Below are 20,967 nucleotides of genomic sequence, written 5' to 3'. Positions count from 1 at the left end.
GTTCGCGCTCGAACAGCGGCTGCTGATGCCGCTGCCGGAGGAGCCGTTCGAGACCGGGCGGCTGTTCACCCCGAGGGTCGACCGCTACGGCCAGATCCCGGTCCGCACGAACCGCTACTCGGTCCCCATCCGGCTGATCGGCAAGCGGGTGAGGGTCATCCTGCACGCCTCTCACCTGGTGGTTTACGACCAGAAGAACAGCGTCGCCATCGCCTCCAACGAGTCGTTCGGCGGCTGGACCAAGACCTTCACCGACCCCCGCCTCTGCGCGGCCATTGTCGACCGCCTCACCTTCAACGGCACCATCATCGAGACCGGCACTGACTCCTACCGCCTCGCCAGCACCCGAGCACGGGCCGAGGAACCCGCCAAGGCCGGCTGACATCTGCTGCCATCACCGCTGTCGTCGGCAGTCTTCCGCGAGTTCCTCTGCCGGTCAGGGCACTTTTCCTTCCAACACACCCGTGCCAGCCTGGGCGGCCAGGTGCCCTGACCAGCTTGCAGATGGAGGCACAGTGGGCAGCAGTGCGGTGCAGATGAACAGCGTCTTCGACGGTCGACTGAAGTGGCGTTCCCGCTACCTGGTCCACAGGGCCCACCGTCGATGCCTGACCGGGCTGCTTTTCCAGGCGGACCTACGTGATCCTCCCCGGAGCATGTCGCCCAAGTGGTGCGTCTTGTCTGTCACTGCAAACGGGCGTCGCCTCTGCAGTGTTGATCGGACAACCTTCAGAACGGTCCGCTTCTTCCCCTTGCCCCCAGGCTCGTACTCGCTGCACCTCAAGGTCGATCGGATCCGTCGGCCAGGTCCCACACGAGTCGAGCAGAAAGTTGTGCTCGACCAAGGAGACATCCTGCTGGTGACGTGTGACCCAGTACAGCCGAACGTCTTCTATCGCCGCAGTCCCGTGGTGGACACCTGGAGCACTCAGATTCTTCAGCATCGAACGGCTTCGGATCCCCGCTGAGCCGCCCCCACGCCCCGACCACGACAGTGCCGTCACTTCTCATCGACATCCATGGGTCCGTTGATCACCGACTGACTCCGGAACCGGTCGACAAACGCTGTCCCAGGAGATGAACGAAGCCACGTATCCGTCGGCCAGGAGCCGGGCCAGCACCTGGGAGGTGACCTCGACATCCGGCGTCGCTCGGTGCCGTCCGGCCGGATTGGGGATGCCGTAGTAGCCGAGCAGGCCGTCCAGTCCGTAGGAGCCGAGCCCGGGCACCACGGCCCTGGCCAGACGCAGCGTGTCCAGCAGCAGCGTCGCCGCGAGCACGGGACAGTGCTCGGCCTGCCGGCCGATGATCCCGGCCTCCGTGGAGGCATGGTGGGCGACCAGCCGGTACGGCGGCGCGGTCAGGTGGGCTTCGAGCCGCGCCAGTACTTCGGCGGCCGGACGTGCCGTGGAGAGCATCTGCTGGTGGGTCCCTTCAGCTGGACGTCCCGCGCGGTAACAGGAACGTCGGCGGGCGGCCGCCTCAGCTCTTCGAACCGGCCGATCCACCGGCCTGTCGCCTGCCGGGCGCAGGGCCAGCGCCGCGACCTCGATCGGCTGGGCAGGCGGTCCCGCCGAGGCGAGGCCTTCGAAATCGATCACCAAGAATGTTGCGGCGGCGAAGCGGGGATCGTTCGCCAGCGCGTCCACGGTGCCTCCTCCTGCAGGAATGCCCCGGGCTCCGAGCGGGCAAGGCAGCCGCAGAAGACCTCTGGGGTGCGGTTCTCGATGTCTGGCACCGGATGCTTCCTTCTGTTCACGGGGGGCAGGGCCGCAGGGCGTAGCAGCGCAGGACGTTGAGGTCGGCGGTCCGTACGCAGGACCAGCCGGTCGTCAGCAGTTCGGCCTCCAGGGGTGAGATCCCGCGCTTCTGGAGGGTCGGGTTGGTGGTCGTGCGGCGGCCGGCGATCTTGGTGACGACCCAGAAGACTCCGCAGGGCGCGAGGATGCGCCGGACCCGGTCGAGGAAGGCCGGCTTGTCGTCGATGAGGGGATTCGCCGAGGGTCTGCGCGGCGGCGCGGGGAGCGGCGGGCGATGTCGTGGCGCACGGTGTGGCAGCTGACGCACGCCGGCCGCCCACCGATCGTCTGACTGACCATGTCGGATATGAGGACCGTTGATGGCCTACGCCGACAGCTCTGCCAGGAAGGACTGCACGTTTGTGTCCCTTTGCCACGGCCGTACATCGGTGCTCAGTTGCCGTACGTAGTCGTGGGCTCGTGTCGAGCGGACCTGGGAGAGGATGTCCGAGGCTTGGCGGAGGTGGAGACCCTCGTCGAGGTTGCCGGCGCCTCGGCCATGTCGACGGCCTCGGAAGGGTGTCCGCGAAGAAACGCGTGCAAGCTCATCGTGGCCAGTGCGTAGGAGCAGGCTTCGACGTTGCCAGCGCTGCGGGCCAGGCGCAGAGCTTGGGTGAAGTGGCGCTGAGCGACGTCATGCTGGCCTATGTCGACAGCGGTCCATGCGGCGATTCGCGCGAGTTCGGCCGTGGCCGAGAACAACTCGGTTCCGATGGCCTCGGTGAAGGTGCCTCGCAGGAGTGGGGCGGCCTTGTTCTGGAGACAGTTGATGGCGGAGGAGGACATGGAGTTGCCGCCGCCGAACTTGGAGTCCCAGCGGCGGGCGTCCTCGGAGGCGAGCCAGAGTTCGTCCAGGTCTGCCTGTCCAACGCGCTTTCCACCCTGTCGGGGCTCGGGTACGTCTGTTGGGTTCGTCAGCCACCGCCGTACGGGGGTTGTGTAGGCGGCGATGGCCAAAGGGCCGCCGGTGACGAGTGTGCGGCGCTTCATGGTGCTCCAGTAGTTGGCAGACAGGCGCAGGGCTTCCACAGGGTCGCGAGGAAAAAACCAAGCCGATGTCTGCCTCAGTCTTGTCCCTCGTACTCATGCCGATTTCGTTGGGTGTGACGATCCGGCCGAGACGTTTTCCCAGTACATCAGGGATGTGCTGGGGCATCGGTGGGCGGGGGATCATGCCGCGGTCGATCCAGTTGGCAACACTCGTAGGGGTGGTCTACAGAGCGTTTCACGGCACACGTTCGTTGACGCATCGCGCCAGCTCCTTTTTGCTCATCGCGGCCTCTTCGACGAGGCGGCCCAGGTGATCGTTGGGCGGCTTGTGACGACGAAGGACCGTGGTGATGCTTTCTCCCTCAGTGATCGTTCCGCAGAAACGGTAGGGATCTGAAAGTCGGGCCCGTGCCTTGCGGCCCATACGCACGGAACGCGGGTGCGGCCGGAGGGGCGGCAGAAGGATGTCCCGGCAGCTCGCACCGCTGAATTCGGCCGCCCAGTCCGTTGGCAGGCGCATCCGAGCAACGGCGCTTCTCTCGCACACCCGGGGCACGGGGCCTCGTTCCTGACAACGCCATCAGGCCCCTTCACACGGTGCGGAAGGGGCGCATGCATCGGCGTCGGCTGTCACCGTTGCGACCCTGCAGGCCGACCTCGCCAACGCCAACGCCCGGGCCTCCCGGCTGTCCCGCCGGGTACAGCAGCTGGAGAACCATCTGTCCCAGCATCTCGGGCGGCAGGCATGGTGCGAAGCCGGCCTGGGCGCAAGCGCGGACATCGCCGAGCTGCAAGCCAACATCACCCGCCTCGAGCAGCGCGAAATCGTACTGACCCGCCAGATCGACGACCAGCAGGCTGAACTCGATGCCGCCCGCCCGGCGAACCGGGAGCTCACGCGGGCACTCAACCAACGAGGCTGAATCCGACGCCGGTGGCCAACCCGCACCGGGCGACGGTCCCAGCCGCCTGGCGCGGGTGGTGCATTCGTCGACCCTTGACGGCCTTGGTCTCCTGTCCCAGACCCGGGTGCAAAGCAGGCGTCTCCGCTCTCGGCGGGGGCGGCGGGCTGGTCTCCTTGCCGGGAATCGGATCGCCATCAACGGGGTTGGTGGGGGATGAGCCGATATTGGAGGGCCATGCGAGCGATACAGGTGTACGAAGTGGGCGGTCCCGAGGTGCTGCAGGAGGCCAAGGTGGACCAGCCGCGGCCGGGTCCGGGCGAGGCGATCGTGGAGGTCGCCGCATCCGGGGTCAACTTCCTCGACGTCTACCACCGCGAAGGCCGGTACAGCCTCCCGCTGCCCTTCACCCCGGGCGCTGAGGGCGCCGGCACGGTCGTCGAAGTAGGACCCGGCGTCGCTGACGTCGCAGTCGGGGACCGGGTCGGTTGGGTGGAGATTCCCGGCACGTATGCCGAGCGGGCCGTCGTGGACGCCTCCCGGCTGGTGCCGCTGCCCGACGACATCGGCTTCGAGACAGCCGCCGCCGTGCTCCTCCAAGGCATGACCGCGCACTATCTCGTCAAGGACGCCTACCGGGTTCAGGGGGGCGACACGGTGCTCGTGCATGCGGCCGCTGGTGGCATGGGGCTGCTTTTGACCCAGCTCATCACCCATCTCGGCGGCAGGGTGATCGGCACGACGTCGACCCCGGCGAAGGCCGAGCTGGCGAAGCGTGCCGGGGCCGCTGAGGTGACTCACAGGCCTCGCTCGGGAGCGTCGAGACAGCCGGTCGGCCAGTCGGCTGCGCGCTTGTCGATACACGCCGGCGCGTACCCGCGCCGGCTCGTACCACGCCCGCCTGAGGGCGTCCGCCGCCACCCATCTTCTTCGTGTCCTGGCCAACGAGACCAAGGTAGAGAGGGTACGGAGGGATTCCGGCAGGCAGGGCTCTTGTTCACGTGGTGAGCAGCGGTGCGACTGGCTCCTCTGGGCGGGTCGGCAGCGGTTGAAGGGCGCCGTACCTGTGCGGCACTCGTGGCGTCGCTTCGCCGGGTCCGGGTCGGGCCGTGTGGTGGGGTCGGGAACCGGTGGCGTTGTTGTACGCCAGCAGGTCCGAGTGTCGGACGTGGGAATGTCCGACCAGGGCGCCCTTGGTGGCCAGGACCAGGATGGCGGAGCCGACGTCGGCGGTCGTGATGTCCTTGGAGGACGAGATCAGGCAGGCAGCCAGGTCTGCGACGTGTGCCGCGGCCTGAGCGGTGTCGGACGCGGTTTTGGTGGTGCGGGGTGAGCCGAACCAGTTCGAGAGGATGTTCAGGCCGGGGGCGAAGATCGACCGGGCCCCGTAGGTGGAGTCGCCGCGCAGACGCCGGGCTGGTTCACCCTGCTGCCGGCGGCTGGGCTGCTTCGGCGGCACGGCGGTACTGAGCGTTGATGCGCTGAGCTTCTTCGAGCTGGTCTTCGAGGACGATGATGCGGCAGGCGGCCTCGATGGGGGTGCCCTCGTCGACGAGGTCTCGGGCGCGGGTGGCGATGCGCAGCTGGTAGCGGGAGTAACGGCGGTGGCCGCCTTCGGAGCGCAGCGGAGTGATGAGGCGGTGTTCGCCCAGGGCCCTGAGGAAGGCGGGGGTGGTGCCGGTGATCTCGGCTGCCCGGCCCATGGTGTAGGCGGGGTAGTCATCGTCGTCGAGTCGGTTGTAGACGTTGTCTGCTGTCATCGGCACCTTCCTGGGGCACGCGTCGAGGGGCCCTGGTGCCGTACGGCACCAGGGCCCCGAAGGAACTGCTACACCATCTGCCGGCCCTGATAATGCGCCGGCTCGTCATGTCCGCATCCCGGACCTTGCTGCTGTCGGGGGTGCGGGGATCGCGGTTGCTTGACCGGAGACCACCTCGCTATCGATGTCCTGCGGTACCCGGGGCGTGACGCTGCTGCCCGGGCGATCCTGATGGCGTTCGGTTCCTCCATTCCTTCATCGGTTGCACTGCTTAGGGTGTTGCGGGTACTGGTCCGCCCGGTGCGCGCGTCCGCAGTCGACGCCTTTCACTCGGGGTACTGCTCACCGGCGTAACGCCAGCTACTGCGGGGTGCGCGTCCGCTCTTGCCATGACTGCGGACTCGCCTGCGGCGGCCCCTGATCACTGCGGGCCGCCCGGTGCGGTGGTCAGCCCCGTCGCCGTCCTGCAACCTCTGTGGCTTCGCAACTCCACCACCGCACCGCCTTGCGTACTGCACTTACCTGTACTGCTGATCCTGCTTGCCGGCAGTTCGTCTCTGCCAGGCCCTGCTGACTTTCTTGGGCTATGACAGAAACCATACTCACGCTGAAGTCAAATGTCTACTCTCGCCAACGTAGATTTTTGAGCTTCGATCGATGAGGTTACCGCCTGCGGTCAGTCCGAAGGTCTCGGAGCCATGAGCGGGACGGTGGTGCGTCCCAGTCCGACCACGCCGCCGACGCCGATGTTGACGATGACCAGCAGGGTGAACTCCCACAGGCCGAGCCGTACGGGCCGCCCGGCGGCGTCGGCCGGGGCGGTGGCGATCGCGTTCACGAGCGGGTGCCCTCCATGCCCTGAGCGAGCTGCTGGCCATGGGCGGCGGCGTAGTCGGCCGGTCCGCCGTCGAGGACGGTGATGTCGGTGTGGCCGGCGCGTTCGAGGACCCCCGCGCCGCTCCCGGCCTGGCTCGCTCTGGAGCTCCAGCGCACTCACCACCTGCCCGCCGCCCATGTTCCCGCCCCGCGGCCTGTACCGAGCCGCGCCCGCCAGGCTGTCCTTGTGGCCCGCGGGACCAAGAACCCCGTTGTCGCCGTACTCACCACCGTCCTCGCCGAGATCGCGATTGTGCCGACGCCGCCGAAGGCACCGGGTTCTCCGAGAAGCTCAACCGCGCCGCCTACACCGTCGGCAGCCTCGTCGCCGCGGGACACCTCTCTGCTCTCGACGCGGAGAACGCTTGATGGAAGCCGCTCTCCTTGCCCGCCCCGGGCAGGACTCCCGTGCCCGGGCCATCGTCCGCAGTGGCATGACTGCCGGAGCCCGCCGTCCTCTGAACGCCGGGAGCCGCCCGTGACCAGCCCCGCCGGCGGCGAGCGGAACATGCTCTTCGACTTCGACCCCCAGGCCCTGGCCGAGCAGATTATGGCCAAGGCTGCCCCCGTTTTGCCGCCCCAGCGCACCAACACCGTCCGAACAGCCGCCGACAGCCCCATCGACAGCGACTGCCCACGGCCTGCGCGCCGACTCCCTGACCGACTGCGGCAACGCCAAGCTGTTCGTCAAGCTCTACCAGGCCGACTTCCGCCACGTCCCCGGCCTGGGCTGGTACCGGTGGGACACCACCCGCTGGCAGGTCGACGAGGACGACTCCGTCCTGTGGGCCGCCGGTGAGATCGGCGAACACCTCGCCACCACCGACCCCACCGGCGAGCACCCGGTCGAGGCGCTCAAGAAGCTCCGGCGCCGGGCCCTGAGCACGGCCGGGATCAACGCGTTGCTGGCCCAGGCCAAGTCCGCGCCCGGCGTGGTCCTCTAGGCCGTATATCTCGACGCCGACCCCTAGGCCCTGTGTACCCCGGCCGGGATCGTCGACCTCCACACCGGCCTCGTGCGCACCCCCGACCCGAACAAGGACTTCCACTCCCGCTCGACCACCGTCGGCCCCGCCGCGGACGTCTCCGCTTTTCTCCGCCCCGATACCGCAGGGAGCATCACCGCATGACCAGCATCGGCATCCTGGGCGCCGGCCGCGTCGGTACCAACCTCGCCGGCAAGCTCTGAGGCCGGACACCACGTCGTCCTCGGCCGCCGGAGCCCGACGAAACAGACCACAGCGGCTGCCGAAGGCACAGGCCCGCGCTTGTCCTTCACTGACCAATGCACCACTGCCCGCACCGCGGACATCGTGATCAACGCGACGCCCGGCGACAGCGCCCTTGACCGCCTGGCCGGCCTGCGAACCGAACTCGCCGGCAAGATCCTCATCGACGTCTCCAACGCAACCCACGACGCCGGTGACGGCCTGCCCGGCGACCTGTGCTATCCCGGCAGCAGCCTGGCCGAACAGCTCCAGGCCGCTCTCCCCGACACCCAGGTAGTCAAGACCCTCAACACCATGCTGTTCATGGTCATGACCGCTCCCGAAACCCTGGCCACCCCACCGACCGTCTTTGTCTCGGGCAACGACGAGGACGCGAAGAAGACCGTCACCGGCCTGCTCGGCGACCTGGGCTGGCAGCCCGCATGGATCGAGAACCTCGGCGACATCACCACAGCCCGCGCCACTGAGTCCATGATCCTGGTCGTGCCCCACATCCTTCGCCGACACGGCTTTGAGCCCTTCGCCGTCTCCCTCGCCCGCTGACCCCACAGGCCAGGTTCGAAAGTCAGGCAGCGGGGTGCTGCGACGGACATCGCACACCGGGCCGCAAGTGACGCCCCGACTCATCGACACTGATCGCGCCTACTCCAAGCGGGGCGACTCCCGGAGTCGTTGACCAACGACTCCCGTTCCCGTGTGCAGAGCCACTGGCGGTGTGATCCAAGGGGTGCCTGCGAGACGAGAACGAGGGTGTCCCGGATCTTTCGTGACGACGGCGTGGAACCCTCGTACGGCCGGGGACGCCCCTTCCGCCGGCGGGACCGATCCGGTCCTACGACTGCGGTGGAAGCCAGCCGACGCAGTCCCCCTCGGCGTCTTCCGGTAAGCACAGGGAGAGCTGTTCGGTCCTGCTCATCGCCGTCACGTCCCTGGCCACCGCCGGCGCCCGGCTTGACGTGCTCACCGCCGGCGCCCGGCTTGACGTGCTCACCGCCGGCGCCCGGCTTGACGTGCTCACCGCCGGCGCCCGGCTTGACGTGCTCACCGCCGGCGCCCGGCTTGACGTGCTCACCGCCCTCGTCCTGGCCGCCGCGCTCACCGCCACGGCCCGTGACGGCGCGGCGTCAGGACGGATGATGCGCGCGGCCGTACCGCATGCCCGCGAGGACATGCGGTACGGCCGCGGCGCCGGCTCAGCGGCCGAGCATCCTCAGCATCCGCCGCCCCTCGGCGGACTCGGCCAGCGTGCTCCACAGCTTGGCCGAGCTGGTCGAGGCGTACACGCCCGGGGCGCCCTGCTCCGCGCACCCCTCGCCGTACGAGACGATCCCGATCTGGTACGTACGGCCGGCCACCTTGCGGAACAGCGGGCCGCCGCTGTCGCCCTGGCAGGAGTCCTTGCCCTCGACGCCCGCGCAGATGTTGACGGCCTTGTTGTAGCTCTTGTTGGTCGCCTTGCACTCGGCGTGGGACAGCAGCGGCACCTGCACCCCGCGCAGCCGGTCCGGGTAGTGCGTGATCTCGGTGTCGGTGTTGCCCCAGCCGATGACCGTGGCCTTGGCGCCCGGCCGCAGCAGCGCGTCGGTGCCCGGCGTCGGCAGGCTCACCGCGGCGGTGCCCGTCACCGGCTTGGCGAGCTCCAGCAGCGCCAGGTCGTACGCCTCGTCGCCCTTGAGGTAGCGGGGGTGCACGGTGATGGAGCGTACGTTGCGCAGCTGGCCCTGGTTCTTCTTCGACAGCACCGTCCGGCCGACGGTGACTTCGAGTTTGTTCGGCTTCTCGCCGGTCACGCAGTGCGCGGCGGTGAGGATGATGTTGTCGGCGATCAGGCTGCCGCCACAGAACTGCCTCTGCACGGGGCTGGCCTCGCCCTTGTGCAGCAGGGCGGTCATCCAGGGGTAGGTCCCGTCGGGCTGCTCGTGGCCGCCGATGATGCCCTCGCCCGGCTTCTGCACGGCGGTGGCCGCGGTCGCGGCCGAACCGACGAGCGCCAGCGCGGCGCCGGCCGCGAGGCCTATGGGCGCCAGACGGCGACGGGTCAGGTTCTTCTTCATTCGGGGGGTGGCTCCGTAACTTCGATGACACGACAAGGGCCCACGCCATGGGGCTGCTTGGCCCCCAGGCCGGACCCCTCTACGAGACCGAAATCCCGTCCTGTGGGTTCATCCCCCGCCCGAACTTCTTGCCGGTGCGCTGTCACATCCGCGCTTCCGACGCCGTCAGCGTGTCGTAAGCCCGCCGACGCGAACCCGCCGACGCGAACCCACCGAGGAACCCCCGATGTCCGCTGCCCTGACCGTCACCCTTGTGGCCGCCTTCCCCTGGCACCGTGCTCGGACCGCGCCGAGCGGGCGGCCCTCACCGCCTTGACCCGGCTCCCGGCGGCAATCCTCACCGAACTGCCGGGCATCGGCCCCGAGTCGCGCCAGGGCGGAGGTCCGCGCCCGGGCGCGAGACGGCCCGCGCTCGCACATGGGAGATCAGCCCGCATAATGCGCGGCGGCCGCCCCCAGGAATACGATCCTGGAGGGCGGCGCAAATAGTGCTGTTTTGAGCGAGCTGCTGCGGTCAGGAACCGTAGGTATCCAGCATCTTTCCGATCTCTTCTCAGCTATGTCGCATCTTGGGCGAAGGTCGAGATACGCGGGGACTTCGCGACTACGGTCAACGACCTCGAGTGGTGGTACTGCATCAAGGCCGATGGCCACGCCGGCTACTACGACCGGCGCTCCGCGATCGCGGCGACCCACTTCATCCGAGGAAGCCGTGGTCCGCCTCGGCGTCTGACTCCCCGAGCCGGTCTGTCCGTACCCGGCGGCGGCCAGCGGGCGGCCGGCCACCATCCCGCGCCGGGCACGCGGGAGGCACCTTGCGGTCCTTCGCCTTCTTGCTCGCACCAAGCCCGGGGCGGTCGCGGGGACATTGTCGGCGATGTGGTCGGACTGCGCGCCGATCAGCCCCGCGCTCGGCTCCGCGTGGCGGCTGTCGGCTTCATGGACTCCGCCCGCGCAGAGCGTCATGGATGCGTTCGACGGTGCGGCACCGGTCACCGGGGCGAAGGCCTTCGGCTGTTGCCCGCTGGACGTTGGGACGCTGGCGCTCCCGGTGGGCCCCTCTAAAGAGTTGACTTTCGCATTCTCTATGTGGATTCCGCATTCGTGATACTAGGATTGCGTTTGTGATGGGTATTGAGGATCTTCTGAGGCTCACGGTGTCCGCGCTGATGTCGCGGTCCGGCGAACGGCAGGGCGACCTCGCCGCAGGGCTTGGGCAGTCACAGGCGCAGGTCTCCCGCAAACAGGCCGCGAAGGCGCACTGGTCCCTGGAGGACGTGGACTTGCTGGCCGCGCACTACAAGCTGCACGCGCTGGACGTGCTGGCGGGCCCGACGCATGCGGTCGGTGTCCTGCACGGTGCTGTGCCCAGTCTCCAGGCGGCGGTGCAGCAGCTTGCGGTACCGGCGCCGACCCGCGTGCAGCTCCCCGCCGCCGGGCCGGTGTCCGAGCCGGCCGCGCCCGGCGCCCCGCCCCCGGCGCCCGCTCAGGTCGCACTGCCGGCCGGTCTCGTACTGCAGGAGCCGGCGCGCCCGTGTGTGCTGTGCGGGCAGCCGGCCGTTCTCGAGGTCGACGGCTTCCCCCAGCACCTGACTGCCGAGGAGTGCGCGGCGGCCGTCGCCGCCGCGAGCAGCTCGCCGGCCGCCGCGCCCCAGCCCGCCGTCTCCGCCGCGCAGTTCGAGGAGACCGAGGCCCAGCCGACGGCCGTCTCGGGGGAGTTCGCGGCCGCAGACGAGCAGCTGTCCGCCGCAGTCGCGGCACAGCACCCGGCCGCGCCGCCCGTACCGGCCGCTGCTCCGGCCGAGGTGCCCGCGGCCGCCGGGCCCGTCAGCGCGCCCGAGCCGGAAGCCGCGCCGGTCGCTGCGGCAGCGCCGGACGGGGTACCGCGGTCTGCTCCGGGGTACGCCTCGGCCACGCTCCTGGAGCAGATCTCCGACCGGGTGCACGACGTCCTCGCGGCGTGCTCGGGCGACATGGAGCTGGCGCAGGCGGAACTGATCAAGTCCGCGATTCCGGACGTGATGACGCTGTTGAAGTCCTCCCGGGTCGGCGGCCGGTACGAGCATTCGGAATTCCCGCCGACTGCCGAAATCCTGCGGAAGAAGTCCCAGAAGGGCGCGGACGAGATCTGGGAGGGACGCCCGAAGTGGCGTAATGCCGAGATTTTCTCGGCGGCGAAGAAGGGGACGCGGTTCGAGGTGACCGCGCTCGACATGAACGCGGCCTACCTGTCGGCGATGAAGGCGTGGCTGCCGATCGGCCAGCTCCGCGAGGACACCAGCGGAGTCCACGACCCGAAGAAGGCCGGCGTGCACCTGATCACCCCCGCCGACTGGGAGCACGACGACCTGCCCAACCCGCTCGGGGCCCGCATGGAGCCGGGGGAGCTGTGGGTCACGGAGTCCACGCTGCGCCTGCTGCTCGACTGCGCCCGGCAGGGTCTTGCCGACGCGCCGGTGATCCACCGCTCGCTGGTCTCCGGTGCCACCGAAGGGCTTCTGGAAAAGCTGCGCCGGGCGCTCGCGGAATCCCGGAAAACCGCGCTCGTCGAGGGCGACGAATTGACCGTGGCCTATGTGAAGGCCATGTATTCTAAGTTCGTCTCCACTATCGGCGAGTCCACTGCTAACCGCGAGATCCGCCGCCCGGACTGGATGCACATCATCCGCTCGAAGGCGTTCGCGAATCTGTGGATGAAGGCCCGCAAGGCGCAGAAGGCCGGACTGCAGGTGGTCGAGATTTCCGGAACGGACGAACTGCACGTGATCGGCGACTGGCGGACGGTTTTCCCGGAGGGCAGGGACCTGAGCCAGGTCAAGGAAAAGACCACCTACATTCTTGGGGGTAAGCGGTAATGGCCGGTTCTCCGGAGCTGTGGTCCCGCTGGGGAGATTTCGGCAAGTTCAACACCCGGGGAGTGAAGGGTGGCCAGGCCCTGATTTTGGAGCTGAACCGGATCGTGTACTCCTCCGGTATCTCCTCGCCGGTCACCTCCAGGCGCGGGCTTTCCGCCCGCCTGCGCTACCTCGACAGCCCGGCCGGCCGCCAGGCGCTGAAGGACCAGGGCGTGAGCGCCCGCACGATCCGCTCCTGGATGCGCGGCAAGTCCAGCCCCTCGAAGGCGAACCTGGAGCGCATCGACTCCGCGTACTGGGTCCGCCGGCGCGAGAACCTGATCCGCTCCGGCTGGCTGAAGAGGCACTTGGACAACGACGGCCGCGGGCGCCGCGTGGAGATCTACCCCGTCGACCAGACCCACGTCTCCGAGAAGCGATTTCGCCCCACCGTCTCCCAGCGCTCCATCACGGTCCGCTACGTCTGGTCCGACCTCGTCGACGCCTACGCCGACCAGAACGAAGATCTCGTCGACGAGATCTGGGACGACGTCATCAGCGACTTGGACTCCGATTACAACGCGTACGCGTACGTCTCCTCGGTCGGCATCGGCGCCTGACCACCTAGTAGACCGGCCGGGGCGGGGGCCGGGCCGGCTACGCCGGGGCCCCGGCCCCCGCCCCGGCGGCGAAGCCGCTGCCCTGCTCGGCGAACACCTTGATGCCGGCGCCCAGGAACTCCGCCATCCGGGGGTGGTAGGAGTCGTGGAACGCTCTCATGGCCTCGTCCTCGGCGTAGAAGAGCGACATGCCGACGTAGGCATCCCGGGAAGGGACGTAGAACCGGCAGACGATGTCGAAGTGCCGGCGGACGAGCTCCTGGACCTCCGGGTCTCCCGGCAGGGAGCCGCCCTCCAGCAGAGCCGTGATCTCCCGGTACAGGACGTCCCAGTCGCGGTGGACCTGCTCCCTGTCCACGTGTGCCCAGTCGTTGGTCAGGGCGAGGCTGTTGGCCTGCTCGTCGGCCAGCGACCGGCGGCACTGGTCCTCGTAACTGTTCCCCACGGCTCGGGTTCCCCTCGTTCGTCAGCTCTCCGGCGGACCGCCGGCAGGCCGGTACCGACCGGCCGCCGATGATCAACTACCGGTCCCGCCCGAACGCTGACACACCCTCCGACAACCGGCAACCCGATTCCGGGGACCCTTCCCCCACCCCGCCCCGTGAGCCCCCGGAACCTGCCCGGGGCGGGCGTCCTTTCCCCAGGAGAAGCTGTGCCGTACGACCAGGACGACGCCCGCCGCGGTGCTGAGGGTTTCGACTGGCCCTGCACACGAGAACGGGTTCTGGCACAACTTCTGTGGTGAAGGTCTAGCGTGCTGGGCGTCTGCCAGACTTGCGCCGTGCGCGTCGCGGCAGGCGGTGCCAGGGGGAAGGAACAGACATCAGGATGTCTCGGTGGATCGTGCTGGCCATACCTGTTGACGGTGTCACCGAGACAGATCGAGATGCACGGACCCTCAAGGAGTTCGACGGCAGCGCGGAGGAAGCGGAATCGTCCCTTTTAGAGGCCGTGAACGCATACGAGCACACGCTCTGGAAGGTGCGCCGGCGAGAGATCTTCAAGTGCTCCAGCCAGTCCTACTTCATCCGGATTCACGGGCGCATGGCGACGTACGGTTTCCTGATCCAGCTTGCTGAACTGGTCCACGACACTGCGCAGTCAACGCGCCAGCCGTCGGCCTGAAAGCTCTCCGTCACAGAAGTTGTGCCAGAACCCGAGAACGGGAGTCGTTTGTCGACGGCTTCGGGAGTCACCGCGGCACCTGTCGCTTGATCAATGTCGATGAGTTCGGGAGCCACTGAGCGCCTGCGCCTACGCGGTCCATGGCAGAGCGGCGTCTGCGGATCAACGATCACGCTGGCAAGCCACTCGTTGCCCGGTCCATGGACCGGTTCACCGGCACGACCGCTCGGCGCCGGAGCTGGCCCGCCGCCGCCCGCCCAATAGGGCGTTGTCACAGGCGGCGGTTATCTTGCAGCTCAACACGGAGCCACGGCAGGTTGCACGAAGGGGAGCGGCAGTGGTCGTTGAGGTGGGGTACGCGCAGGCGTGGGACCTGGAGTCTTGCGCGCCCTGGCGGCCGATGTCCGTCGAGGAGGCCCGGGAGCGGGATGCTGCCGGGCTTCCGTACGTGGTGGTGTACCGGGAGCCGGGTCGGAAGGCTCCGCTGGAAGTCCGGCTGGTCTCCTGGCGGGACCACTACGTCGGTTTGTGGGTCTACGACGCCCAAGGCCGCCGCACATACGATCTGGACATGCGGCTGCTGGACGACCCGTCGCGGCTGCTGCGCAGATACTCCGTCGGCTGGTACTACACAGGCCCAGAGATGGGGGAGTTCGACAAGGCGTGCCCACGCATCACCCTGGACCTCCTCCCGGACGGGAGGGGCCGACGAACGGAGGAGCGGCAGGGGCAGCACGGGAGCTCCTGCGCCACCTCGCCCGAGCTCCGGGACGACGAACGCTGGATGGACCGCCCCGCCTTCGGCGAGTGGCCGCTGCTCTCGGCCCAAGTACACGGGCTCATTGATCCGCCAGCCCTCGAAGCGGCTGAGGTGGCCGAGGCAGCCGAGCCAGGTGACGGAAGCGCCCCCGCTACCTGCTGGCGTCCGCCGCGCCCCGCGCAGCCCGGGCCGATCAACGAGCTGTTCCGGCCCGGAGCGCGCGTGACCGACGGATACCACCCCGAGATGACCGTCGTGGAGCCGCGCCGGGTCGGCACCCTGCGCGTGCCCAGCGGGCTGCTGGCCGTCTCCGGCCCGGACATCGACCACGGCGACGGGCCGCGCATTACGGTCCCTGTCCCGCCCGGGGAGTACGTACTCGACGAGGCCCGGGTCCGCTTCAGCTACCACTGCGAGTGGCGGGACGCCGAGATCACGACCACGGAACCCACCGCCGTCCGCCTGATCGTCAGCGAGACCCCCGCAGCGACCTGGGCGATGGCCCTCGGCCCGGACGACGATCCCCGCCTGTTCATCGAGCAGCAGATAGCCGGCTTCGACACCGACGGCGCCACCGGCTGCTTCGCCGACGCCGGGTCCTGGAAGCCGCTCATCGCGCTCTTCGAACGGGGGCTGATCCAGGGGGAGCCGGACCTGGACGGCTACGAGGACATCGACGACGGTTCCCTCTTCATGCAGTGCACCTTCGACGAGGCTTCCGGCGGCGAGCTCATGTCCTTCGCGACGAACGGGGACGGTACGTACCCGGTGTGGGTCGGCCGTTCCGAGGCCGGTGAGGTAACCGGCGTCGTGGTGCTGGTGGAGGGGATGCCCGAGCTGCTCCCGGAGCGGGACGGAAACCCCTCCGATGCGGCTGTGTAGGCACGGTCCCGCCTACGGGCGCAGTCGCCGGTGCGTGGCTGCAGCTGGCGACGATCTCGACAGCACGGTTCACCACACTCGGCGGGTGCCTCCCGAGCTCGTGAACATCGACTTAGCGCCGCCTTCGGGGTGCCTCCCGCGCTCATCGACAAACGACTCCTGTTCTCGTGGACAAAGCCATTCGACGGGCTCGAAGCCGCGTGGGTGCTGTCGGTGGCACCGTGCTGTGCCATCTGCGGCGAGTGCATCGTCCGCGAGGACGCCCTGATGGGGATCCGCTCTTCGCCTGACTTCGTTGTTGCTTGAACGGTGTGAGGAAGGTGGGGGGCAAAGAGCATGCGTGGGCCCCGCCGACCGTCAGGTCGGCGGGGCCCGGTGATCGTGGACCTCAGCTGGTGGTCAATTGATCAGCCCGCACTTCGAACTCGATGTGTCCGTCGAGTGACTCCAGTCCCCAGGGGGCGACGGAGACCTTGACCGTGTCCGCGGTGCCCGAGCTGTTGCCGCTGGTCACGATGTCGCAGAGGATTCCCACCTTGACGGGATAGCTGGAGTTGGGGCGCAGGTCCTCACCGCTGAAGACGGGCCACTTCTCGATGAAGGTCCATTGCTGGCGGTGGGCGTCGGTGAAGCGGACCTCGACCAGGCCGGGCTGGGGTTCGTCATCGACCCATCGGACCGCTTCGCAACGCAGGAAGACCATGGGCAGACTCTGCCATCACGGCCTGCGGTCGGCAGCCGGATTCTCGGCTGCCGACCGGTCGATGGTGCTCTCACGGAGCCCTGCGGAGCGGGACGACATCGGGAAGGCCGGTGGGAACCGACGGCCGGGCGGCTTCCGGTGCCGCGAGCAGGGCGACGATGGTGACGGGCTGCCGGCCGCGGGTGACCGCGTCCGCGGTCGGCCACCTCGTGCGCGCCAGCCTGCTCGCCTACCTCGGCGGCGACGTCGCCTATCTCGATGTCCACCCCGACCAGGTCGCCGCCCTCGCGCGCCGCCGGGATCTGCCCGCCCTCCTCGACCAGCACGTTCCCCTCGGCCCCGACCAGGCCGCCCAGCGCCTCGGGGTGCGTCGCGCGGACAGACGCGGGTGGCTGCCATAGAAGGGGCCCCGGTGCACCGGCTCCGGGGCCCTCTGCGGGTTCAGACCCGGTCCGCGTCGCCCTCTCCGTTGCCGCGCTTGCGGTATCGGCGGAAGGCCCAGACCACGAGGGCGGTGATTGCCGCCGTGATCAGGCTGGAGGGAAGTTCGCTGAGCAGTCCCTGTGCGAGCAGCTTGAGCGCCGTAGCGGTGTCGAACATGCCTGTCTCCTGGGTGAGTTCCGTTCGGACTCCTCCAGGTTGGGGTCGGAAATAGCCCCGCAGACGATCTCCCACACAGGGCTACAACTCAGGACACTGGGCTACGTGTTCGGACGTTGTACGGTGTCCGTCGGACAGATCTGGACACCGTCGGACAGCCCTCGGAGCATGCGTGCCCAAGCTGACAGCCCCACCCCTGCCGCCCGGCCCCCGGCAGACCCTCAGCACGGAGCTGCACACCCTGCACCGCCGCGCTGGATGGCCCTCCGTGCGTAACCTGTCGCGCGCCCTCGGCGACGGTGTCGCGAGCCCGAGCCGAATCCACGACGCCTTCACGAAACCGCGCCTGCCCGACTGGGAACTGCTCGACGTCATCGTGGAGGCGCTCGCCAGGAAGATCCCCCGGGCTGACCCCACGGCAGAAGTCGAGCGCTTCCACGCCCTGTGGGACGCGGCCTCTGATGATCCGCCAGCTCCCGTCGGCAGTCCTCCGGCAGGGGCCGAACCCAACATCCCGCCTCCGCCGCCGCTGATGGTCGTCCCACCGGCCATTCCTCCCCCTTTGGAGAACGAACGAGAGGACAGCGGTCCGGTCGCTCGTGCTGATGCTGAGGCGGAGCAGCTGCTTGCCGATGCAGAGGCGCTGCTCCACAAGAGCCCCTCAGCCCGCGAACGCGAAATGAAGGCCCTCAAGGCCTCCTTGGCCCGCCTGAAGGCTCAAGCTGACGAGCTTGAGAGCAGAGGGGACTTCGATGGCGCGATGGATATACGGCTCGAAGAGATGCCCCTGCTTGAAGCGCTGCTAGCCACGGCTGCACTGGCAGAGGATCTGTTCGAGCAGCGCCGAGTGCGCGGATCGCGATTCGTAGAGAGTCTCTGGCCGAACGGGCCTCAGGGCGTATGACCATGTGACTGCGCGTGGACTACTCCACGCTGTCGTGTAGCGCATCGAGCTGCGTCACGATCGTTTCCAGGTCGACCAAGCCGGCGTTGTATGCCTCCAGCAGCAGTCCGATGGCGTGGGAGATGGACACCTGGTCGGCGGCCGCGCGCTTCTTGCCTGCTTCCCAGACCGAGCCGGTGACGTTGACGGTGCGCACGACCTTGGTCCGGTCGAGTGCCCGTGCTGTGGGTCGGCCGGTGCCGTCGGTGTAGGTCTTGGGGGAGCGGTCGTGATGGCGCGGGGCGGTGGTCACGGGGCGTCGCCTCTCGGGTCAGGGGCCGGCTCCGGGCCGGACTCCACACCACCCTATCTCAACTTATATAACTTCTTCGTTGCTTCGGTCCCTTCGAGCCGCACACGCAGTGCCGGATGTCCGCCCGGAGCACCCCCGCCAGGCGGCCATCGAGGGGTGACCGCACGGCGTAACTTATATAACTTCTTGGTTTGTGTGACCGGCACTGCCGACATACCCGCCCCACGCCCACGGCTGCGCCGGCCCCACGCCCCCGCCGCGAGCGGCCGGACCACGGTCACACAGCCCGTCACATGACCAGTCACATGAACCCCAGTCACAAACGTTGACCTGCGGAAATACCCCGCACCCCCCGCCCGTGTCGCCTGTGCGACTGACCTCCCGGCCGTGCCGGCCACCCCGGCCACCCCGGCCGTGCCGGCGCCGGCCACCTCGGTCGTGACCGACTCCGTGACCACGGCCCGTGCCGCGTCGGCCCGTTCCTGCCAGACTCGCTCGCGGTCCTCGACCGCACGACGCTCCGCCCACTCCACCAGTGCCTCCAGGGCCGACTCGCCATCCGGATGCGCCGTCACCCGGCCATGGAGCGGGTACGCGTACCAGTCACCAAGGAACGGCTGCGACACGTAGACGGCGAGCAACCCGCCCACGAGCACCGCTCTCCGGCCCCGCCCGTCCAACAGACCGAACCCATACCGGACTCCCGCGTCCGACGCACCCTCACCCACCTTGCCCTTGGCGCTCACAGCACGTTCCGCCGCGTGCTCCCGCTCCGCATCCGCGAGCGCGACATGCGCCACGTCCAGCTGCTCCCGGGTCCGACGGATACCCTCCCGCGACATACTCCGCTGCGCCGCCGCGTGTCCCTCCCGCGCGGCCTGGACCGCGGCCCGGGCCATGTCGAGCCGCGCCCCGGACTGCTCGACGCGGTCGACCGGCCCCGAAACCGCCCACGCGAAACCCGGCTCGGCCGCACGCCCATTCGCACGCAGCCACGCCTCGAACGCTGCGGCGTGGTCGTCCCCCGTCCAGTTCTCTGCCGCCCACCGCTCGTACCCCACCGGCACCGTGCGGCCGTCCCCTTCCTGCTGCTCCGCCCAGTCCGCGGCCCCGCGGAGGATCCGGTGCTTGCGGTCGTCCTCGATCAGGTCGGCGGCATAGCGCCGTTCCTCGGCGTCCATCGCGAGCACCGGGAGCGCGCTCACCGGCACCCCGGCCCGTGCCGCAGCGTGCTCCGTGCACACCTGCCGGCCGCCGTTCACCACGGAGTAGAGGCGGACACCCACTGCGTCACACATGCCCTGGAAGCCACCAGCGACCGACTCGCGGCACTCGCCAACGTCCCCCGGCACCGGCACTTGGCCGGCTTGGCGGTACGGATCTCCGCCGGGACGATGTCCGCGAGCGTGAGCGCTTCCTGACCCTCGCCCACCTCGACGAAGTAGTGACCGCCGGTCCCGCCATCCTCATCCCACCCGACAAGATCACGGTTCCGGGTCATCTGCGACCCCCACCGCGTCGAGAACCCGCGGGCCGGGAAGTAGGCGCGCTCGATGCACACCCGCGGGTTGTGCCAGTCCTCGGCATCCTCCGGGGTCTCACACCCACACTCGTCGTCCCAGAGCTCGGACTCCTCGATCAGCGTAGTGATGGCCTTCAGGCTCTTGTCAGCCAGAGGCACCCCGTCCACCCCGCCCCGGCACGCACCCGGCTTGTACCGGAACGCGTTGCGCGCATCGCGCTCCCAGAGCAGCAGCAGGGACACCTCTCCGGCGGTCGTGTAGGCCTCCAACGCAACCAGCCACGTGTCCACCTTCACCTCCCCGGTACCGCCGGCCGCGAATGTGGCGGACACCACCCACTCGTATTCCTTGGCCGTGTCGATGAGCCGCTCTGCACTGCTGGGAATTGAGGACATTTCAAGCGTCCTTTTCGGCGAGGGAGATTGGTGGGGCCGGTCGGCCACCTGATGAAGAAACTCTAGCAGAGTTATATAACTCCATGCGTGTTCTGATGGTCTTTCTTTTGCGGTTTTTGCATGGGGGGTTGTTGGTCTGTCAGTCGCCTTTCGGGTGCGGGTTTTTGTGGTTTCGTCATGGGTGTTTGTGGGGGGCGGTATTCGGTGGTGGGCGGCGGGTGTTTTTCGGGGCCGGAGACCCGTTTCTCTCCTTGTTGCTGCGTTTTTGGTGTAGACCACCCACAGTCGGGCAGACTGCCCGTCTGACGCTCTGTGTGACCGCTCTTTCGGCCCTTCTGTGGGCTGGACATGCCCTTGGTGTCCGTTGCATACTGTTGCTATTAGGGAGTGCGGGAACGCGACCGGCGCTTTCGGCCCCGCAGGGGACGGAAGCGCATCACCTCGGTACTCAGCGGCCGATCAGCTCTCTGACCAGGTAAAACGCCCCGCGCAGCGGGGCGTGAAGCCACCGCTGGCCTCCCAACCACGGGCCGCGCACCCGGTCCGGCCGGACTGCCCCGCAGTCACCGAAGGTGACTGCCAGCCAGGTCGCTCCCCCCGGCGCCGCGCAGCGGCGCGGCAGCGTTGGGAGTGACGCAGCAACTGGACTCGCAGGTATGCTTTGTGGACTGTTTTCAGGCCCGGTCCGAGCCGTCGAGAACCTCGTCGAAACCCTTGCC

General features: G+C 68.6%; 23 protein-coding genes and 2 pseudogenes. 10 read left to right on the top strand and 15 right to left on the bottom strand.

Features of this window, described 5'->3' with window-relative positions:
• The first annotated feature begins 25 nt into the window (after window positions 1-25).
• A complete protein-coding gene (locus ACWEV0_RS15555) occupies window positions 26-382 on the top strand; it encodes a Mu transposase domain-containing protein (RefSeq protein WP_453149808.1) in 357 nt (118 codons plus the stop codon).
• Between the two features lie 625 nt (window positions 383-1,007).
• Here the strand turns inward: ACWEV0_RS15555 and ACWEV0_RS15550 are convergent.
• From ACWEV0_RS15550 to ACWEV0_RS15535, 4 genes are all read right to left on the bottom strand, one after another.
• Complete coding sequence (locus ACWEV0_RS15550; protein ID WP_453149807.1) at window positions 1,008-1,649, bottom strand: exonuclease domain-containing protein; 642 nt, start codon at window positions 1,647-1,649, stop codon at window positions 1,008-1,010.
• 106 nt (window positions 1,650-1,755) lie between these two features.
• Window positions 1,756-2,067, bottom strand: coding sequence for a hypothetical protein (locus tag ACWEV0_RS15545; protein ID WP_453149806.1), 312 nt, complete (start codon window positions 2,065-2,067; stop codon window positions 1,756-1,758).
• A 125-nt stretch (window positions 2,068-2,192) separates the two neighbouring features.
• Window positions 2,193-2,828, bottom strand: coding sequence for a hypothetical protein (locus tag ACWEV0_RS15540; protein ID WP_453149805.1), 636 nt, complete (start codon window positions 2,826-2,828; stop codon window positions 2,193-2,195).
• Between the two features lie 551 nt (window positions 2,829-3,379).
• Window positions 3,380-3,703, bottom strand: coding sequence for a hypothetical protein (locus ACWEV0_RS15535; RefSeq protein ID WP_453149804.1), 324 nt, complete (start codon window positions 3,701-3,703; stop codon window positions 3,380-3,382).
• Between the two features lie 225 nt (window positions 3,704-3,928).
• Here ACWEV0_RS15535 and ACWEV0_RS15530 point away from each other — a divergent pair, with 225 nt between their 5' ends.
• Complete coding sequence (locus tag ACWEV0_RS15530) at window positions 3,929-4,699, top strand: alcohol dehydrogenase catalytic domain-containing protein (protein WP_453149803.1); 771 nt, start codon at window positions 3,929-3,931, stop codon at window positions 4,697-4,699.
• Here the strand turns inward: ACWEV0_RS15530 and ACWEV0_RS15525 are convergent.
• From ACWEV0_RS15525 to ACWEV0_RS15510, 4 genes are all read right to left on the bottom strand, one after another.
• Entirely contained in the window at window positions 4,689-5,150 is a 462-nt protein-coding gene (locus tag ACWEV0_RS15525) for a hypothetical protein (RefSeq protein ID WP_453149802.1), read from the bottom strand. The genes ACWEV0_RS15530 and ACWEV0_RS15525 overlap by 11 nt on opposite strands.
• Complete coding sequence (locus ACWEV0_RS15520; RefSeq protein WP_453149801.1) at window positions 5,113-5,451, bottom strand: MerR family transcriptional regulator; 339 nt, start codon at window positions 5,449-5,451, stop codon at window positions 5,113-5,115. The genes ACWEV0_RS15525 and ACWEV0_RS15520 overlap by 38 nt, the downstream gene beginning before the upstream one ends.
• Window positions 5,452-6,127: 676 nt before the next feature.
• Complete coding sequence (locus ACWEV0_RS15515) at window positions 6,128-6,289, bottom strand: hypothetical protein (protein WP_453149800.1); 162 nt, start codon at window positions 6,287-6,289, stop codon at window positions 6,128-6,130.
• On the bottom strand, window positions 6,286-6,444 hold the full coding sequence (locus ACWEV0_RS15510) for a hypothetical protein (protein WP_453149799.1): 159 nt from the start codon (window positions 6,442-6,444) through the stop codon (window positions 6,286-6,288). The genes ACWEV0_RS15515 and ACWEV0_RS15510 overlap by 4 nt, the downstream gene beginning before the upstream one ends.
• Before the next feature lie 443 nt (window positions 6,445-6,887).
• Here ACWEV0_RS15510 and ACWEV0_RS15505 point away from each other — a divergent pair.
• Both ACWEV0_RS15505 and ACWEV0_RS15500 read left to right on the top strand, forming a co-directional pair.
• Window positions 6,888-7,457: pseudogene (locus ACWEV0_RS15505) on the top strand (hypothetical protein).
• Window positions 7,454-8,099 (top strand): annotated as a pseudogene (locus tag ACWEV0_RS15500) (NADPH-dependent F420 reductase). Before ACWEV0_RS15505 ends, ACWEV0_RS15500 begins: the two co-directional pseudogenes overlap by 4 nt.
• 650 nt (window positions 8,100-8,749) lie before the next feature.
• Here the strand turns inward: ACWEV0_RS15500 and ACWEV0_RS15495 are convergent.
• The gene (locus ACWEV0_RS15495; protein ID WP_453149798.1) at window positions 8,750-9,610 is read right to left on the bottom strand and encodes a S1 family peptidase; all 861 of its coding nucleotides are present in this window, start codon (window positions 9,608-9,610) and stop codon (window positions 8,750-8,752) included.
• Between the two features lie 1,127 nt (window positions 9,611-10,737).
• Here ACWEV0_RS15495 and ACWEV0_RS15490 point away from each other — a divergent pair.
• Together ACWEV0_RS15490 and ACWEV0_RS15485 are read left to right on the top strand one after the other, a co-directional pair.
• Window positions 10,738-12,465, top strand: coding sequence for an acyltransferase (locus ACWEV0_RS15490; RefSeq protein ID WP_453149854.1), 1,728 nt, complete (start codon window positions 10,738-10,740; stop codon window positions 12,463-12,465).
• Window positions 12,465-13,064, top strand: coding sequence for a hypothetical protein (locus ACWEV0_RS15485; protein WP_453149797.1), 600 nt, complete (start codon window positions 12,465-12,467; stop codon window positions 13,062-13,064). Before ACWEV0_RS15490 ends, ACWEV0_RS15485 begins: the two co-directional genes overlap by 1 nt.
• A gap of 37 nt (window positions 13,065-13,101) precedes the next feature.
• Here the strand turns inward: ACWEV0_RS15485 and ACWEV0_RS15480 are convergent, their stop codons facing one another.
• Entirely contained in the window at window positions 13,102-13,509 is a 408-nt protein-coding gene (locus ACWEV0_RS15480; protein ID WP_453149796.1) for a TipAS antibiotic-recognition domain-containing protein, read from the bottom strand.
• Window positions 13,510-13,892: 383 nt separating this feature from the next.
• Between ACWEV0_RS15480 and ACWEV0_RS15475 the strand changes: the two genes are divergently transcribed.
• Together ACWEV0_RS15475 and ACWEV0_RS15470 are read left to right on the top strand one after the other, a co-directional pair.
• The gene (locus ACWEV0_RS15475; RefSeq protein ID WP_453149795.1) at window positions 13,893-14,189 is read left to right on the top strand and encodes a hypothetical protein; all 297 of its coding nucleotides are present in this window, start codon (window positions 13,893-13,895) and stop codon (window positions 14,187-14,189) included.
• Between the two features lie 400 nt (window positions 14,190-14,589).
• Window positions 14,590-15,831 (top strand): DUF4241 domain-containing protein, encoded by a 1,242-nt coding sequence (locus ACWEV0_RS15470; protein WP_453149794.1) that lies wholly within the window; start codon window positions 14,590-14,592, stop codon window positions 15,829-15,831.
• 388 nt (window positions 15,832-16,219) lie between these two features.
• Here ACWEV0_RS15470 and ACWEV0_RS15465 read toward each other — a convergent pair whose 3' ends face one another.
• Entirely contained in the window at window positions 16,220-16,534 is a 315-nt protein-coding gene (locus ACWEV0_RS15465; RefSeq protein ID WP_453149793.1) for a hypothetical protein, read from the bottom strand.
• Between the two features lie 110 nt (window positions 16,535-16,644).
• Between ACWEV0_RS15465 and ACWEV0_RS15460 the strand changes: the two genes are divergently transcribed.
• Window positions 16,645-16,935 carry a hypothetical protein gene (locus tag ACWEV0_RS15460; protein WP_453149792.1) on the top strand — a complete coding sequence of 97 codons (291 nt, stop codon included), beginning with the start codon at window positions 16,645-16,647 and terminating at the stop codon, window positions 16,933-16,935.
• A 40-nt stretch (window positions 16,936-16,975) separates the two neighbouring features.
• On the opposite strand, the gene ACWEV0_RS15455 is transcribed toward ACWEV0_RS15460, so the two are convergent.
• Window positions 16,976-17,134, bottom strand: coding sequence for a hypothetical protein (locus ACWEV0_RS15455; protein WP_453149791.1), 159 nt, complete (start codon window positions 17,132-17,134; stop codon window positions 16,976-16,978).
• Between the two features lie 268 nt (window positions 17,135-17,402).
• Between ACWEV0_RS15455 and ACWEV0_RS15450 the strand changes: the two genes are divergently transcribed.
• Window positions 17,403-18,038 carry a hypothetical protein gene (locus tag ACWEV0_RS15450; protein ID WP_453149790.1) on the top strand — a complete coding sequence of 212 codons (636 nt, stop codon included), beginning with the start codon at window positions 17,403-17,405 and terminating at the stop codon, window positions 18,036-18,038.
• A gap of 19 nt (window positions 18,039-18,057) precedes the next feature.
• Here ACWEV0_RS15450 and ACWEV0_RS15445 read toward each other — a convergent pair whose 3' ends face one another.
• From ACWEV0_RS15445 to ACWEV0_RS15435, 3 genes are all read right to left on the bottom strand, one after another.
• Window positions 18,058-18,330, bottom strand: a complete 273-nt coding sequence (locus tag ACWEV0_RS15445) for a hypothetical protein (RefSeq protein WP_453149789.1) — start codon at window positions 18,328-18,330, stop codon at window positions 18,058-18,060.
• Between the two features lie 53 nt (window positions 18,331-18,383).
• Window positions 18,384-19,511 (bottom strand): hypothetical protein, encoded by a 1,128-nt coding sequence (locus ACWEV0_RS15440; RefSeq protein WP_453149788.1) that lies wholly within the window; start codon window positions 19,509-19,511, stop codon window positions 18,384-18,386.
• A 77-nt stretch (window positions 19,512-19,588) separates the two neighbouring features.
• A complete protein-coding gene (locus ACWEV0_RS15435) occupies window positions 19,589-20,248 on the bottom strand; it encodes a hypothetical protein (protein WP_453149787.1) in 660 nt (219 codons plus the stop codon).
• Window positions 20,249-20,967: the final 719 nt, after the last annotated feature.

The organism is Streptomyces sp. NPDC003943, assembly GCF_053605265.1.
The sequence above is the reverse complement of the archived record's forward strand: the minus strand, read 5'-3'. Positions and strand labels throughout refer to the sequence as shown.